We start from the raw sequence: 15669 nt of genomic DNA on the forward strand, positions 1-15669 counted from the left end.
GGTTGGCTTTCGGCTGCAGGCGGCGTAACTTTTCCTTCTCCCATTACTTCTCGTATAGCTTCGCGTTGCCGGGCCAGCCTTTGGGGCCCGAATCAGCGTAAGGCCAACGGTTTTTCTTTCCTCTGTTCGACATTATATGATACAATTTCTTCTACTCCGGGGTGGAGCCGGCGCACGGCTGGCGCTGTTGCTGGTACTGATGCTAACCGGGCTGAGTCTGCGCCCAAACGTGGCTCAGGCGTCGCACCTGCGCGCCGGCGATATTCAGGCCAAGGTGGATACTACAACGCCTCCTAACCCGCGCCGCATTTTCTTCAAGATGGTGCTCTATACGGATAACAGCTCGCCGGTAGACCAGCCATCGGCCACCATCTTTTTTGGCGACGGAACTTCCAGTTGCATCGATGGCATACCGCGGGCCGTGAAGCGGGCCATTCCGGGCAACTCGGATACCAGCGTCAATATCTACTATTTCGAGCATATTTACCCGGCTACCGGGGGCTACAACGTTGAGTTTATCGGCGAAAACCGCAACGACGGCGTGATAAACATGACCGACTCAAAAAACCAGTCATTCTACATCCGAACTTATGTTTACATCGACCCGGCGCTGGGGCTGAACCATTCGCCCGTCTTCACGGCCCCGGCTGTTGACAAAGCGGCCACAAGCCAGGTGTTTCTGCATAATCCCGGGGCATATGATGCGGACCAGGATTCGCTGGCTTTCCACCTGCGGGCCAGCCAGCAGGTGCCCGCAGGCATTCGCGGGTCAGTGGGCGGCTTTCCCTGTTCGGGGCAGGGGGCTGGCACGGGCAACAATACCCCTGTACCACAATCCGTGCCCAATTTTCGCTTCCCCAACGACCAGGCCATCACCGCCGGAAACCCCCGGGCCGTACAGGTGGCTTACGGGGGCGTGCCCCTAGGGGTGCCTGGGGCTGATGCCATTTTTGAGCAGGACGTGAACACCGGCCAGATTACCTGGAACGCGCCCGTGGCGGTGGGCTTCTACAACGTCGCGTTTGAGGTAGAAGAATGGCGGCGCGTACCGCTGGGGCGGCGGCTCATCGGTAAAGTGATTCGGGACATGCAGATAATCGTGACGGCCTCGACCAACCTGCGTCCTACCATTACCATTCCGCAGGATATTTGCGTGGTGGCCGGAGCACGTATTACGGGTGCCGTGACGGCCGTGGACGCGGCTTCGCCCAGTAGCCCGCAGTCGCCCATCACGCTCTTTGCCTATAGTGGCATTATTCCGCCTGCTACGTTCCGCCAAACCACGACCGGCCCGCCGCAGGCCACGGGTACGTTCAGCTGGCAAACAACGTGCAGCAACGTGGCCAAGGTCCCGTACCTGGTTGTGTTTAAGGCCCAGGACAATCCGGCGGGCTCTTCTACCACCAACCCGGCGCTGATAGACGAAAAAACCTGGCGCATTACGGTGGTGGGCCCGGCCCCGCAGAATCTGCGCGCCACGCCCGCCGTGGCAGCGGGTGGCCTCAACAGCATGGTGCTGAACTGGGATACCTACACCTGCGCCAATGCGGCCAACTTCTACATCTACCGCAAAGTGAACCCCGGCCCTGTGCCGGGCGGGTGCGAAACGGGCATTCCGGCATCGTCGGGCTACGTGCGCATCGGCACGGTGGGCCCCAACGTGACCACCTTCACGGACCTGAATACGGACCCGGTGACGAAAGTAAATCGCGGCCTGGACCGCGGCCAGAACTATTGCTACCGCATTTATGCCGATTTCCCGCTGCCGGCCGGCGGCGAGAGCCTGGCCTCCAACGAAGCCTGCGCCCAAGTGGCCGGCCGGGGTGCTATGCTCACCAACGTGGACGTGGCCACCACCAGCGCCACCACCGGCCAGATAAACGTGCGCTGGACCCAGCCCCGCCCGGTGAGCGGCACCTTTACCAGCCCGGTGCGCTATAACCTGTCGCGCGCCGAAGGGCTGACTCCGGCTGCCGCCGACTTTGTGGCGGTGGCCCACGGCCCCTTCACGGCCCTGGCCGACACGAGCTATGTCGACCAGAACCTCGACACCCAGAACAAACAGTACACCTACAAGCTGGAGTTTGTGCAGGTCTTGGCCACGCCCATCAGCGAGTTTTCGCCTACGGCCAGCAGTGTGCGCGTGAGCGCCCTGCCCGCCAACGTGGCCGCCACGGCCATCACGGTGAACTGGACATATAATGTGCCCTGGGACAACGCCACGCAGCCCACCACCATCTACCGCCGCACCGGCAATGCCGGGCCCTATGTGCGCATCGGCACGGCACCTTCAACGGCTGCCGGCGGCACCTACGCCGACCGCGACCCCGCGCTGGTGAAAGGCCAGGACTACTGCTACTATGTGGAAACGAATGGGCGCTACCCTGGTTTCGGCTTCCTGAGCTCGCTGCTGAACCGCAGCCAGGAGCGCTGCCTCACGCTCATCTCGCCGCCCTGCACGCCGGTGCTCAAACTGCTGACCACCAACTGCGACAGCCTGGCCAGCCTGAATGAATTTCCGCGCCAGGGCGAGAAGTACAGCAACCGCCTGCGCTGGACGGTGGGCAACACCCCGGCCGGCTGCGACGCGGCCCCGGCCAGCTACCGCGTGTATTATCGGCCCACGCCCACGGGGCGCTTCACCCTGCTGGGCACCACCACTACCACCAGCTACGTGCACGGCAACCTCGCCTTTTCGGGTGGCTGCTACGCCATCCAGGCCGTGGCCAGCAGCGGCGCGGTGAGCGACACGAGCAACGTGGCCTGCCAGGACAACTGTGTGTTCTTCAAGCTGCCCAACATCTTCACGCCCAACGGCGATGGCTCCAACGACCAGTTCCGGCCCAAAAACAGCAGCCCGGTGCAGCGCGTCCACTTCCAGGCCTTCAACCGCTGGGGCACCAAGGTATTCGAAAACACCACCACGGCCGATGACCCCATCCTCATCAATTGGGACGGCGGCGGCCCCACCGGCGAGAAAAACACGAAAGTGAAAACCGTGGACGGCGTGTATTTCTACCTGGCTGAGGTCGAGTTTGCCGATTTCGCCAACACCAAGCGCACCTATAAAGGCTGGGTCGAAATTGTCCGCTAATCACGGAATTAGCCGAAATATCCAGTTGCTGTAAATTGTGAATTGAGCGGAGCCGGCCCGGTGGTCGGCTCCGCTTTTTTTGGGCAATGCCGCTTTTTGTGCAGCTTGCGCCCGCTTTGCCGCTGCCGAGGTGGCGGCGGGCCGCCATTTGCCAATTCCCACCACCCGAAAAACCGCCAATCCGCGACTTCCGATGAATCCGACTCAATCCGTGCTTTTTCCCGGCCAGGGCAGCCAGTTTCCCGGCATGGCCCGCGAGCTGTTCGACCAGAACCTCGACGCCCGTGCCCTGCTCACCCGCGCCAACGACATCCTGGGCTTCAGCCTCACCGACATTATGTTCAGCGGTTCCGAAGAGGACCTGCGCCGCACCGACGTTACGCAGCCTGCCATTTTTGTGCATTCGGTGGCGCAGTTTGTGGCGCGGCCCGATTTCCAGCCAGCTAGCACGGCGGGCCATTCGCTAGGCGAATTCTCGGCCCTGGTAGCCGCGGGCGTGTTGAAATTTGAAGACGCGCTGCCGCTGGTGGCCCGCCGCGCCCAAGCCATGCAGGCCGCCTGCGAGGAGCAGCCCGGCACCATGGCCGCCATCCTCGGCCTCGACGATGCCACCGTGGAGCGCATCTGCCAGGAAATCACCACCGCCGGCAATGTAGTGGTGGCCGCCAATTACAATTGCCCCGGCCAGCTCGTCATTTCCGGCTCAACGGAAGGCGTGGCCCAGGCCTGCGAAGCCCTGAAAGCCGCCGGCGCCAAGCGTGCCCTGCCGCTGCCCGTGGGCGGAGCCTTTCATTCGCCCCTGATGCAAAGCGCCGCCGCCGCCCTGGCCGAGGCCATCGAGAAAACCACCTTCAGCCCCGCCCGCTGCCCCGTGTATCAGAACGTGGACGCGCTGCCTCACACCGACCCGGCCGAAATCAAAGCCAACCTGCTGGCCCAACTCACTGCCCCTGTGCGCTGGACGCAGCTGGTGCAGCGCATGGCCGCCGACGGTGCCACCGATTTCGTGGAGTGCGGCCCCGGCAAAGTGCTGCAAGGCCTGGTGAAGAAAATTGTGCCCACTGCGACAGTCGGTAGCTTCTAGCTGTAGCGCGAACTTTTAGTCCGCGCCCCCCGAACGATACCCAAACAATTATAACGGCGCGGGGGCGCGAACTAAAAGTTCGCGCTACATTCCGCTTCCGATGGCCCAAACTGTTCTCTCTGATTCTGCCGCAGCCCGGCGCTACTGGTGGCCCTTTGCGGGGCTGCTGGCGGCCGGGCTGTTGCAATTAGCCCTGTTTGCCTACACCACCGCGCCCGGCCTGGCTGGCACCGGCGACTCGCACTATTACCTCTACGCCGCCCACACGCTGCGCGAAACCGGCCACCTGCTCAATCCCGACGGCACGCCGTACCGCTACTGGCCGCCGTTATTCCCACTGCTGCTGAGCGTCTGCAGCTCACTGGCGGATTTGCGGCTTTTGCACGGTGTGTGCCTGCTGGGCAGCCTGCTGCTGTGGAGCTGGCTGGGCCGGCAGCTCCTGCCGGCCCGCCGGGCGCTGGTCTTGCCCATGCTACTGGCCCTGAGCACGCCGTGGCTGCTGGTGAGCAAATTTGTATGGGCCGAAAGTGTCTTTCTGCTGCTGTTCGCGGCCTATGCGGTGGTGCTGTGGCAATGGCTGCGCACGGCCCAATGGCAGTGGTGGGGCTTGCTCACAGCCGCTGGGATTTTGATGCCTTTGCAGCGCACTTTGGGCCTTTTTCTATTGGCCGGGGTGGGAGCGGGGCTGCTGATGGGCGGGTGGCGCAGGCTTTCGGTGCGTGACCGGGCAATGCTTTTTTTACACTTGTTGATAAGTGGAGCCGCCGGCGTGCTGTGGCAGTGGTACGCGCTGCTGGTGGCCGGCCCCAGCCGCTATCATCCCAGCCGGGGCGGAGGCCAGCTGCTGAGCTCGGCGGCCGACTACGGTTTTGTGCTGACGCGCTGGCTACTGCCGCTACCGGTCTCGGGCCGGACTCTGCTGCCTGTGATGGTGTGGGCGGTCGGGCTGCTGCTGCTGGGTTGGCTATTGTGGCCGAATCGCAGAGCTGTTACGGCCAAAACGGCCGCTGCTCATGGTGCGGACACCCTTCCCGAAGCTGCTCCAATGACGGCTTCGTTACGCCGCCCAACTACGGTTCCCAGCTCACAAACTGAGTCTGATTCCCGCCTTCACCTGATGCTGAAAACGCTTTGGTGCGCCAGCGTAACCCTTATTCTGCTCGTGGCGGGCCTCACGGTATTTGCCCAAAGCGCCGCCGGCACTCATGATGCCGAGCGGTACGCCAGCGTACTGTTTGCGCCCGTGGTGGTGCTGGTGCTGGCGGCGTGGCCGGCCCGGGCGCCGCGCTGGCTGGGGGCAGGGCTGGTGGCCATCTGGCTGCTGGGCGCAGCGGTGCGGGTGGGGCACGTAGCGCAGGAGCTGCGCCGAGTGCCACCGCTGCCAGCCGGCTCATTCGGCATTCCAGCGCCGCACGGGCAAGGGGTCGGGGCAGCGGGCGAGTAGGGCCGCCACCGTTTCGCCCAGCTGCGGATGAACCAGCGAACCGGCGATTTCGGCCAGCGGCACCAGTGCGAAGCGGCGCTCAGCCAGGCGCGGGTGTGGCACGCTCAGCGCCGGCGTCGCAATTATTTCCGGCCCCAAAAACAGGATATCGACATCCAGCGTGCGGCTGCCCCAATGCTCGCGCCGCTCGCGACCAGCGGCCCGCTCCGTGTCCAGGCACGCCGTCAGCAACTCTTCAGCCGATAAAGCAGTGCGCAACGCCAGTGCCTGATTCAGAAACGCTGGCTGGTCTTCGCGCCCCCAGGCGGCCGTTTCATAAATGCCGGATTCGGCCACGAGGACCCCGGCCGTGGCCGCCAGCCGGGCGCGGGCCTGCGCCAGCAGCGCGGCGCGGTCGCCCAGGTTAGAGCCCAGCAGCAGGTAGGCCAGCACGGGTTGGCGGCTCATTTCTGCCGCTTGAAAAAGGCTGCCGTGGCCTCCGCTACGTGGCGGGCGGGGGCCGGCAGGTCAGTTTCGGGCCAGGGGTGCGCGCCGCCGAACATATGCGTGGCATCCGGCACTAGCAGCAGCTCGGCATTGGGCTTGAGCTGCTGTAGCTTGTGGGCCGCATCCACCGATACCGTCTCGTCCTGGTCGCCGTGGATGATGAGCAGCGGCTGTTTCAGCTTGCGGCGCACATTGTGCGGAATGTCGAGGCGCGGGCGGTTGGCGTGGTAATTCTCCACAATCTGGTAGTGCATGGGCAGCTCCACGCCGGTGCGCGTGTTGGGCACGTGCAGCACGCCCGTGCGCTGCCACTCATCAAACACCGCCTGCGGCCACTGCGGATGCACTTCGGCAATGGCGGCCCACGTCGCCACGGCCCGCACGCGCGGGTCTTCGGCGGCTTTCAGCAGCGCCAGGCCGCCGCCCCGGCTGTGGCCGGCCAGGAAAAACCGCTGCAAATCCATCTCGGCCGCTGGCACAGGCGTGGCCCCCGGCGTAAAAAGCGCATCGATAACCTGCCCGATATCATCGAGCTCAATACTGAAATTATTGCGGCCGAAAGCGTCCAAATCCTCCAAATCGCCGGTGCCGCCCACCACGATGCCGTTGTGCGACAGGTTCAGCTTCACGAATACAAAACCCTGCTTAGCGAAATAATCGGCCAGCAGCGGAAAGTGCCCCCAGTCCTTAAACCCCTTGAAGCCGTGCACGAACAGCAGCACGGGCTTGGCGTGGCCGGTGGCTTGATACGTGGCATCGGCCTCGAAGGGCCGGCCGTGGGCAGTGCCCGAGAGCAGGAAGGAGGCGTGAGTGAGCATACGGCGAAGGTAGGAGCGAAGCGCAGCCAAATGGCCGCCGACGCAGTTATAATTCGTAGCCGGGCCAAAAGGTTGGGGCCGCGCTGGTGGCCTCTCCGCCGTTCTGCCGTATCATTGTCGCCGCAATGCCCCAGTACTCCTCCTTGTCCCTCGACCAGATTCAGGCCCCCATCGCGGCCGAAATGGAAGAGTTTGAGCACAAATTCCGCCAGTCGATGCGCACCAAAGCGCTGCTGCTCGACAAGATAATGGGCTACATCGTGAAGCGAAAGGGCAAGCAGATTCGGCCCATGTTCGTGTTTCTCACGGCCCGCGCCACCCGCCCCGAGCCCGCCACCGGCGACCCGCTGCCCGATGCCAGCTTCCGGGGCGCCGCCCTCATCGAGCTGCTGCACACCGCCACCCTCGTGCACGACGACGTGGTGGACGAGAGCAACTACCGGCGCGGTTTCTTCTCCATCAACGCGCTCTGGAAAAATAAAATCGCGGTGCTGGTCGGCGACTATCTGCTCTCGCGCGGCCTGCTGCTGGCCCTCGAAAACGACGATTTCGACCTGCTGAAAATCGTGAGCAACGCCGTGCGCGAATTGAGCGAAGGCGAATTATTGCAAATCGAAAAAGCCCGCAAATTAGACATCACCGAAGATGTTTATTTCGAAATAATTCGGCAAAAAACCGCTTCGTTAATTGCATCCTGCACGGCCGTGGGCGCGGCCTCCGTCGGGGCCGATAAAGAGGTGATTGAACGCGCCCGCTTATTCGGCGAAAAAGTTGGTGTTGCCTTCCAGATTAAAGACGATTTGTTCGATTACGGCACCACCGAAATTGGCAAGCCCGTGGGCATCGACATCAAGGAAAAGAAGATGACGCTGCCGCTCATTTATGCCCTGCAACAGGCTTCCTGGCTGGAAAAGCGCAAAGTTATTTTCAACGTAAAAAACAACGACGGCCACCGCGACCGGGTGCAGCAGGTCATTGAATTTGTGAAAAAATCGGGTGGCCTGGACTATGCCGTGCAAACCATGAAACGCTACCGCGACGAGGCCCTCGCCATTCTGCATACTTTCCCGGAATCGCCCAGCCGCACGTCGTTGGAAGCGCTGATTAATTACACGATTGAGCGGGAGAAATAAGACCACGGATTCGCTCGGATTTTTCGGATTTCCCGGATTTTGTAGTCGACCGCCTGTAGTTATTCTGGGTCCTGAATTGAGAAAAAAGAACAATAAAAAAGCTTCTTGTACGAGAGGCTTTTTTATTGTAGTGAATGTCGTCGATTAAAGTCAGCAGTCGACTACAAAATCCGGGAAATCCGAAAAATCCGAGCGAATCCGTGGTCCTATTTTGACACCTGATAGCTCACGCTGCCGGGCTTCACTTCGCTCACTTTGAAGGTAACGCCATCGAAAGTGCTGTCGACTTCCAGGGTGTGGGTCATGTTGCAGCCGGGGCACTTCACCTCCTCGATTTCGTGGTTGTCGGCATGGGCGGGCGAGTCGGCCTGGTCGTTGGGGGCGGGCACACCGATGAGGTCGGTGAAGACTTCGGTGTGGCACTTGTTGCACTCAAACTTGAGGCCGACGGTGCGGCCTTGCAGGTCGGCGAGCGGGGCGGGGGCGTTGGGTTGCTGATGAATCCACATAAGGAGCGGGAGGTTTGGAGAAAGAAAGTGTATTGGCACGGGGCCTTATCTGGCTGTACGCGGCTGGTTTGAAAAAAGATGAGCTGCCCGCCGCGCCGGGTTATTTTTGGGGGCCGCATCCTAGTGTGGCCCGGTGTTATGATTGAGCTGCCCGCATCTGAAAAAGCTCCGGGAAATGCGTTTCGGCTGCCCCGGCTGCCGCGCTGGCGCTCGTTGCTGCGCTCATTTGCGCTGGCCAAGGACCCGCTGCCGGTGCTGAACGACACGCTGGCGCGCTACGGCGACACGGTGGAGCTATTCATCGGCGGCGTCGAAAAAAGCATCCTCACCCGTGACCCCGGCCTGATTCAGCACGTGCTGCAGAAAAACAACCGGAACTACGCCAAGTCAAAGTTCACGCGGGGCTTTTCGCGCTACATCGGCCACGGCCTGCTCACGAATGACGGCCCCGACTGGCTGCGGCAGCGCCGGCTCATTCAGCCCGGTTTTCACCGGCAGCGGGTGGCTGGCCTCACCGGCCTGATGCAGGAAATAACGGCCGAAACGTTGGCCCCGTTGGTGGCGCAGGCCACGGGGACGGGCGGCGCTACCCCCGTGGCCGTGCACGAGCTGATGACGCGGCTCACCTTTCGCATCATCGCCCGCTCGGTGTTCAGTACCAATTTTCCGGAGGCCGAGTTGGACCGGCTGGCGGGGCTGATTACCGAGATTCAGGCGTTTTTCGTGCGCTCCATCCGGCAGCCCTACCTCAAGCCATGGTTCCGGCTGCGGGGGCAGTTTACATATCATGATGCACTGGCCGCCGAGCTGCGCGCGCTGCTGGGCGGCCTCATTGCCCAGCGCCAGCAGGCCAACGCCCGCCCCGGCAGCACCCCGCCCGACGACCTGCTGCAAATGCTGCTCGACGTGCGCTACGAGGACACCGGCGAGCCCATGCCAACCGACCGGCTCATCGACGAATCCCTCATTCTGCTCGTGGCCGGCCACGAAACCAGCGCCAACGCCCTCACCTGGCTCACCTACCTGCTGGCCCACCACCCGGCCGAGGCCGTGGTCATTCAGCAGGAAATGGCCGCCGTACTGGCCGGCCGCGCCCCCGCGTTTGAGGACCTGCCGCGCCTCAGCACCGCCCTGAATGCCGTGCAGGAGGCCATGCGCCACTACCCGCCCGCTTGGATGGTGGACCGGGTGGCCCTGGCCGATGATGAATACCAGGGCCTGCGCATCCCACAGGGCACGCTGTTTTCGCTCTATTTCCACGGCCTCCACCACGACCCGAAGTATTGGTCCGCACCCGAAGAATTTCGGCCTGGCCGCTTTGCGCCCGGCCAGGCGCGGCCGGTGCAGGCCAATGCCTACGTGCCCTTCGGCGGCGGGCCGCGCCTGTGCATCGGCATGCAGTTCGCCCTCACCGAAATGCAGCTCGTGACGCTGGAGTTGCTGCGGCAGTTCGACATCGAGTGGGTGGCCGGCCAGCCGCCCGTGGCCGTGCAGCCGCTCATCACCCTCCGCCCGAAGCACGATTTCCAGGTCCGGCTGCAGGTGCGGGGATAGAAAAGCGAATAGACGCAACTACTAAACTGCCGGTTCCTATGCCGCCAAGTGGTACGTCAGTACCGGCGGGAAGGCGTGGGTAGCCACGGTTTCGGCAATGCTGGTGCGCAGGAAGCGGCTCAGGCCCGAGCGGGCGTGGGTAGGAATGACCACCATATCGGCCCCCACATTCTGGGCGTATTCCTCAATGCCGACGCTGGTGCGCTCCGCATCTACTTCGGCCGTCTGGCAGTTGAGGAGGTGGTGCTGCTGGGCAAAAGCCTCCATTTGCTGCTGAGCCACGTGGCCGCTGCCACCGGCCGCCACGTGCAGCAGGTGCAGCGTGGCGTTGGGGAAGTCGGCCTGCACCTGGCGCAGGCCCTCCAGGGCGCTGGCGGCATCGGCAGCAAAATCGGACGGAAACACGATGTTCTGCACGTCGAAATCGGTGTGCGGGTGCTTCACCGTGAGCACCGGACAGGGCGCCAGCCGAATGACGCGCTCGGTGGTGGAGCTCACAAAAAAGTGCTCTACCGCGCCGTGGCCGCGCGCACCCATTACCACCAGGTCGGGGTGGTCGCGGTGGATGGCGTGCAGAATCCCGTCGCCGACGCGGGCAATTTCCACTTCGTCCTGCACCGGTACCTCAGGGGCCAGCATGGCCGCTTCATCGCGCAGGAGGTGCATGCGCCGCTTGGTCGTTTCCAGCAGTTTGATGGTGAAAATCCGGTCGACGCTGTGGCCGCTTGCCGACGAGCCCATCGTGCTGAAACCGCCCGACACGCCCTCGGCTTCTTCCAGCACGTGCAGCAGCATGATGCGGCCATCCGTGCGCTTGGCCAACTGCAAGGCTACCTCAAAAGCATTGTGGGCTTCGGGTGAAAAATCGGTGCAAACCAGGATGTTTTTCATGGCCGGAATAAATGAGGTGAGGGAAAATTGCCGCCTCTCCGGCCGCCGCGCCGGGCGACGGCTGGAGAAATAATGTTATATCACAATATACTACGCATTTTCCCCGAATTATTCTCGGCCACGCATAAAAAAATAGGGCTTGTCATTCCGACGCAGGAGGAATCCGGTGATTTTATCCAGATTCCTCCTGCGTCGGAATGACAAGCCCCTTTCAGGTAGGCTATACTTATTCAGCCCAGCTTATTCTTTCAGCAGTTTATCCACGGTCTTGTTGAAGCCGTCGATTTCTTCCTGGTAATACTTGCCCGTGCCCGGCCCCGAGAAGCCGGTATGAATCTTCCGCACATTGCCTTTTTTATCGAGGAAAATGGTGGTCGGGAAGGCCAGAAACTTTGCCAGCTGCGGCAGCGACTTCGCCACCGAATCTTTGTCGGCCACGCCCGCAAAGGCCACGTCGTAGCCCATCTTGAACCGCTCGCGCATGCTGCGCAGCTTGGCCGCCGATACCTCGTAGTCAGGCTTGCGCTCGTAGCCCAGGCCGATGATTTCGACGCCGCGCGCCTTGTTCTTCTCGTACCACGGGGCCAGGAAATTGGTCTCGTCCATGCAGTTGGGGCACCACGAGCCCAGGATTTGCAGCACCACCACCTTGCCCCGGTATTTGGCATCGGTGGGGGAGATGCTGCTGCCTTCAATCACGTTCGGAAACTTGAAATTCAGCCGGCTCTCGCCTTTTTTGAGGTAGGTGAGGGTATCGGCGTCGGGCAGCTTAGCCTTGGGGTCGGGCACAGCCGTCCAGGTTTCGTGGCCGGATTTGCCGGAGTAGAAGTCGCCGAACAGCGTGTTGGGCGCGTACTCTTTGGTGATGTCAATAGGCTCCTTCGGCCCGTTCTGGGCCGTGAACAGGAAGGCGTGGCTGCCATCGAAGGTGCTAACGGCCATTTTCTGCCCGCTCACGGTGCCGCTGAGGTAGCGGTAGTCGCCGGTGGTGGTGAGGAAAGTACCCGTGAGGTGGTTGCCTTGCTGCGTGAAAACGCCCGTGGCCGGGTAGCTGTCCTTGCCTTCGCCGAAGTTGGCCCGCCAGGTGCCGCCAAAATTGCCCGGCTTTTCGGCTGATTTAGCAGTTGAGAACAGCTCCTGCGCGCCAGCCGTGGCCGTCACCGGCACCCGGTAAGGCGTCTTCGAGTCGTACTTCACCCAGGTGCCTTTCAGCTTGCCCGCACCATCGACGCGCACCACCAGCGCGGCATCGAAGGCGTGCATGCGGATGGTAGTGGAGTCGCCGGCCGATTTGATGTCCTCGCAGCGCAGCCGCTCCTCGCCGTTCAAGCCTTTATTAATGAGGTAAACCACCGGTTGGCCAGCTTCTTCTTTCACCTCGAACAGGAAGGGGATTTCCTGGCCTTGCGTGGCCAGCACGCCGCGCCAGGGGCCGGGTGTGAGCACCGGAGCCGCCGCGCCGCTGGTAGCGGCCGTTTCGGAAGTAGAAGTGTTGGAAGAGCAGCCGAAAAGGCCCAGGCCCAGCGTGGCCGTAGCCATTAGGCGGAAAAGATTGTTATTCATAAGTAAGCGCAAAAATGCGAACAGAAGCTCCACAACCACCAGCTGGCCCGATAGGTTGCCGCCCACCCGGCCGCACTTTTGGGCCGAGCCAGACCAACTTCATCAAAACGACGGGTGCCGCCCCTACGTTTACCACTTAAAAACGGCATCTGCGCGCCAAATTAGGCATAACCTACAGCAGGTGCTACATTTGCGCCACCACTCTTTATATAACACGCATCCTATGGCTTTCGACCTGGAAATGATTCGCACGGTGTACGCCGGCATGGGTTCCCGCATCGAGGCGGCCCGCGCCGCCGTGGCGCGCCCGCTCACCCTCACCGAGAAAATCCTCTACGCCCACCTCTACGGCGGCGAAGTAAAGCAGGCCTATGAGCGCGGCGTTTCCTACGTCGATTTCGCCCCCGACCGCGTGGCCATGCAGGACGCTACCGCCCAAATGGCCCTGCTCCAGTTCATGCAGGCCGGCAAGCCCACGGCTGCCGTGCCCTCCACGGTACACTGCGACCACCTTATTCAGGCTAAAGACGGCGCCACGGCTGACTTGGCCGAAGCCAACACCGAAAACAAGGAAGTGTACGATTTCCTGGCCTCGGTTTCCAATAAATACGGCATCGGCTTCTGGAAACCCGGCGCGGGCATCATCCACCAGGTAGTGCTCGAAAACTACGCCTTCCCCGGCGGCATGATGATTGGCACCGATTCGCACACGCCCAACGCGGGCGGCCTGGGCATGATTGCCATCGGTGTAGGTGGTGCTGATGCCGTGGACGTAATGGCTGGCATGGCCTGGGAGCTGAAGTTCCCGAAAGTCATCGGCGTGAAGCTGACCGGCAAAATGAACGGCTGGACTTCGGCCAAAGACGTGATTCTGAAAGTGGCCGGCATCTTGACCGTGAAGGGCGGCACTGGCGCTATCATCGAGTACTTCGGCGATGGCGCGGAGGCGCTGAGCGCTACCGGTAAGGGCACCATCTGCAACATGGGCGCTGAAATCGGTGCCACGACGTCGGTGTTCTCCTACGACGAGAAAATGGGCGACTACCTGCGCGGCACCGGCCGTGCCGAAATCGCGGAAGCTGCCGCCGCCGTGCGCCAGCACCTGCGCGCCGACGACGAAGTGTACGCAGACCCGGGCAAGTTTTACGACCAGCTCATCGAAATCGACCTCAACACGCTGGAGCCTTACGTGAACGGCCCGTTCACGCCGGATGCCGCCTGGCCCATCTCGGAATTCGCCGCCGCTGTAAAGGAGCACGGCTGGCCCGAGAAGCTGGAAGTGGGCCTCATCGGCTCGTGCACCAATTCGAGCTACGAAGACATCACCCGCGCCGCCAGCATTGCCAAGCAGGCTGTTGACAAAGGACTGACCGTGAACGCTGAGTTTACCATCACGCCTGGCTCGGAGCTGGTGCGCTACACGGTGGCCCGCGACGGCCTCCTCGACACCTTCGCCGACATGGGCGGTGTGGTGCTCGCCAATGCATGCGGTCCGTGCATCGGCCAGTGGGCCCGCCACACCGACGACCCCAAGCGCAAGAACTCCATCATCACGAGCTTCAACCGCAACTTCGCCAAGCGCAACGACGGCAACCCCAACACCCACGCCTTCGTGGCTTCGCCCGAAATTGTGACGGCCTTCGCCATCGCCGGTGACTTGACCTTCAACCCCCTCACCGACACGCTGCCCGGCAAAAACGGCCCCGTGAAGCTCGACGAGCCCCAAGGTGTGGAAATGCCCCCGCAGGGCTTCGCCGTGGAGGATGCCGGTTTCCAGGCTCCCGCCGCCGATGGCAGCACGGTGCAGGTGCTGGTGAGCCCGACTTCGGACCGTCTCGAACTCCTGGAGCCCTTCAAGGCTTGGGAAGGCACCGATTTGCTGGGTCTGCGCCTGCTCATCAAGGCCCAGGGCAAGTGCACCACCGACCACATTTCGATGGCCGGCCCGTGGCTGAAATACCGCGGCCACCTCGACAACATCTCGAACAACATGCTCATCGGGGCCACCAACGCCTTCAACGGCGAGGCCAACTCGGTGCGCAACTTCGCGGTGCAGGGCGACGGCTACACCACCGTGCCGCAGTCGGCCCGCGCCTACAAGAGCGCCGGCATCGGCACCGTGGTGATTGGGGATGAGAACTACGGCGAAGGAAGCTCGCGCGAGCACGCCGCCATGGAGCCCCGCCACCTCGGCGTGCGCGCCGTGATTGTGAAGAGCTTCGCCCGCATCCACGAAACCAACCTGAAGAAGCAGGGCATGCTCGGCCTCACCTTCGCCAACAAGGCCGACTACGACCTGATTGAGGAAGGCGATACCATCGACATCCTCGGCCTGACCACCTTCACCGAAGGCCAGCCCCTGCAGGCCCGCCTGCACCACGCCGACGGCGACACCGACCTCATTACCCTCAACCACACCTACAACGAAGGTCAGATTGAGTGGTTCAAAGCCGGCTCGGCTCTGAACTTGATTCGCTTGAAAGAAGCTGGCCAGACGGTATAATTTCCGCCAACTAGCAGCTTAAATTGCAACGGCCGCCTCAGGAAACTGGGGCGGCCGTTTTGGTTATATTTAGTTGTCTAATTCGACAGCAAATGAATATACATGGAATAATTGCCGCCATTAAAGCCGGTCCAAATGATATTACGCTATATCCCGGAGCTGAACAAAGCTTAATTGATGACTTCGAGAAGCGGATGGGATTCAATTTGCCTGCCGATTTAAAAGTTTTCTACCAGTTCTGCAATGGTTTTGAATCGGCTGAGGATTTATTCCGGATAGTGCCAACTGATGAAATATTAGAACGGGTAGATTATGATAGAGCGCACTATGGTACTCAGTCCAATCAACTTTATTTCGCTGAGTATTTGATTTACTGCGACTCGTGGAAAATTGAAATCGATTCGCACCATCCGAACAGTTATAGAATCTATGCAGGGCCAAATATCAGTGGTGAGCCCGGAATAATGCTGACCAACTCTCTGGCGGAGTTTTTAAGCAAATTTTTAGAAGGGGGAGTATTCAATGATGGAGGACTTTATAAGTGGCAGGAGGAAATTACTGAGTAGGGATATATTAATTGAATTGGCGCG

At 61.6% G+C, this 15669-nt stretch carries 12 protein-coding genes; 7 read left to right on the forward strand and 5 right to left on the reverse strand.

The window, feature by feature from the left end:
- The first annotated feature begins 136 nt into the window (after positions 1-136).
- From ACYVM5_RS14085 to ACYVM5_RS14095, 3 genes are all read left to right on the forward strand, one after another.
- Positions 137-3094, forward strand: coding sequence for a T9SS type B sorting domain-containing protein (locus ACYVM5_RS14085; protein ID WP_460618743.1), 2958 nt, complete (start codon positions 137-139; stop codon positions 3092-3094).
- Between the two features lie 193 nt (positions 3095-3287).
- Positions 3288-4178 carry an ACP S-malonyltransferase gene (fabD, locus tag ACYVM5_RS14090; RefSeq protein ID WP_460618744.1) on the forward strand — a complete coding sequence of 297 codons (891 nt, stop codon included), beginning with the start codon at positions 3288-3290 and terminating at the stop codon, positions 4176-4178.
- 100 nt (positions 4179-4278) lie between these two features.
- A complete protein-coding gene (locus ACYVM5_RS14095) occupies positions 4279-5622 on the forward strand; it encodes a hypothetical protein (RefSeq protein ID WP_460618745.1) in 1344 nt (447 codons plus the stop codon).
- Here ACYVM5_RS14095 and folK read toward each other — a convergent pair.
- On the reverse strand, positions 5569-6069 hold the full coding sequence (gene folK, locus ACYVM5_RS14100; RefSeq protein ID WP_460618746.1) for a 2-amino-4-hydroxy-6-hydroxymethyldihydropteridine diphosphokinase: 501 nt from the start codon (positions 6067-6069) through the stop codon (positions 5569-5571). The two genes, ACYVM5_RS14095 and folK, sit on opposite strands and share 54 nt — an antisense overlap.
- Positions 6066-6926: an alpha/beta hydrolase family protein gene (locus ACYVM5_RS14105; protein WP_460618747.1), complete on the reverse strand. Its 861-nt coding sequence runs from the start codon at positions 6924-6926 to the stop codon at positions 6066-6068. The genes folK and ACYVM5_RS14105 overlap by 4 nt, the downstream gene beginning before the upstream one ends.
- 125 nt (positions 6927-7051) lie before the next feature.
- Here ACYVM5_RS14105 and ACYVM5_RS14110 point away from each other — a divergent pair, with 125 nt between their 5' ends.
- Positions 7052-8059 carry a polyprenyl synthetase family protein gene (locus ACYVM5_RS14110; RefSeq protein ID WP_460618748.1) on the forward strand — a complete coding sequence of 336 codons (1008 nt, stop codon included), beginning with the start codon at positions 7052-7054 and terminating at the stop codon, positions 8057-8059.
- 206 nt (positions 8060-8265) lie between these two features.
- Here ACYVM5_RS14110 and ACYVM5_RS14115 read toward each other — a convergent pair whose 3' ends face one another.
- Positions 8266-8568, reverse strand: coding sequence for a hypothetical protein (locus ACYVM5_RS14115; protein WP_460618749.1), 303 nt, complete (start codon positions 8566-8568; stop codon positions 8266-8268).
- A gap of 138 nt (positions 8569-8706) precedes the next feature.
- Here ACYVM5_RS14115 and ACYVM5_RS14120 point away from each other — a divergent pair, with 138 nt between their 5' ends.
- On the forward strand, positions 8707-10122 hold the full coding sequence (locus ACYVM5_RS14120; protein ID WP_460618750.1) for a cytochrome P450 family protein: 1416 nt from the start codon (positions 8707-8709) through the stop codon (positions 10120-10122).
- 36 nt (positions 10123-10158) lie between these two features.
- On the opposite strand, the gene ACYVM5_RS14125 is transcribed toward ACYVM5_RS14120, so the two are convergent.
- Together ACYVM5_RS14125 and ACYVM5_RS14130 are read right to left on the reverse strand one after the other, a co-directional pair.
- Positions 10159-11013, reverse strand: coding sequence for a universal stress protein (locus tag ACYVM5_RS14125; protein ID WP_460618751.1), 855 nt, complete (start codon positions 11011-11013; stop codon positions 10159-10161).
- Between the two features lie 240 nt (positions 11014-11253).
- Positions 11254-12576: a peroxiredoxin family protein gene (locus ACYVM5_RS14130; protein WP_460618752.1), complete on the reverse strand. Its 1323-nt coding sequence runs from the start codon at positions 12574-12576 to the stop codon at positions 11254-11256.
- Between the two features lie 223 nt (positions 12577-12799).
- Between ACYVM5_RS14130 and ACYVM5_RS14135 the strand changes: the two genes are divergently transcribed.
- Together ACYVM5_RS14135 and ACYVM5_RS14140 are read left to right on the forward strand one after the other, a co-directional pair.
- Positions 12800-15079, forward strand: a complete 2280-nt coding sequence (locus ACYVM5_RS14135; RefSeq protein ID WP_460618753.1) for an aconitate hydratase — start codon at positions 12800-12802, stop codon at positions 15077-15079.
- Positions 15080-15171: 92 nt separating this feature from the next.
- A complete protein-coding gene (locus tag ACYVM5_RS14140) occupies positions 15172-15645 on the forward strand; it encodes an SMI1/KNR4 family protein (protein WP_460618754.1) in 474 nt (157 codons plus the stop codon).
- The last annotated feature ends 24 nt before the right edge of the window (positions 15646-15669 follow it).

The organism is Hymenobacter ruber, assembly GCF_054783255.1.

Excerpts from the sequence above, each read along its gene's own strand:
- ACYVM5_RS14085 (WP_460618743.1), top strand. The coding sequence starts at position 137 with ATGATACAATTTCTTCTACTCCGGGGTGGAGCCGGCGCACGGCTGGCG.
- fabD (WP_460618744.1), top strand. The coding sequence starts at position 3,288 with ATGAATCCGACTCAATCCGTGCTTTTTCCCGGCCAGGGCAGCCAGTTT.
- ACYVM5_RS14095 (WP_460618745.1), top strand. The coding sequence starts at position 4,279 with ATGGCCCAAACTGTTCTCTCTGATTCTGCCGCAGCCCGGCGCTACTGG.
- folK (WP_460618746.1), bottom strand. The coding sequence starts at position 6,069 with ATGAGCCGCCAACCCGTGCTGGCCTACCTGCTGCTGGGCTCTAACCTG.
- ACYVM5_RS14105 (WP_460618747.1), bottom strand. The coding sequence starts at position 6,926 with ATGCTCACTCACGCCTCCTTCCTGCTCTCGGGCACTGCCCACGGCCGG.
- ACYVM5_RS14110 (WP_460618748.1), top strand. The coding sequence starts at position 7,052 with ATGCCCCAGTACTCCTCCTTGTCCCTCGACCAGATTCAGGCCCCCATC.
- ACYVM5_RS14115 (WP_460618749.1), bottom strand. The coding sequence starts at position 8,568 with ATGTGGATTCATCAGCAACCCAACGCCCCCGCCCCGCTCGCCGACCTG.
- ACYVM5_RS14120 (WP_460618750.1), top strand. The coding sequence starts at position 8,707 with ATGATTGAGCTGCCCGCATCTGAAAAAGCTCCGGGAAATGCGTTTCGG.
- ACYVM5_RS14125 (WP_460618751.1), bottom strand. The coding sequence starts at position 11,013 with ATGAAAAACATCCTGGTTTGCACCGATTTTTCACCCGAAGCCCACAAT.
- ACYVM5_RS14130 (WP_460618752.1), bottom strand. The coding sequence starts at position 12,576 with ATGAATAACAATCTTTTCCGCCTAATGGCTACGGCCACGCTGGGCCTG.
- ACYVM5_RS14135 (WP_460618753.1), top strand. The coding sequence starts at position 12,800 with ATGGCTTTCGACCTGGAAATGATTCGCACGGTGTACGCCGGCATGGGT.
- ACYVM5_RS14140 (WP_460618754.1), top strand. The coding sequence starts at position 15,172 with ATGAATATACATGGAATAATTGCCGCCATTAAAGCCGGTCCAAATGAT.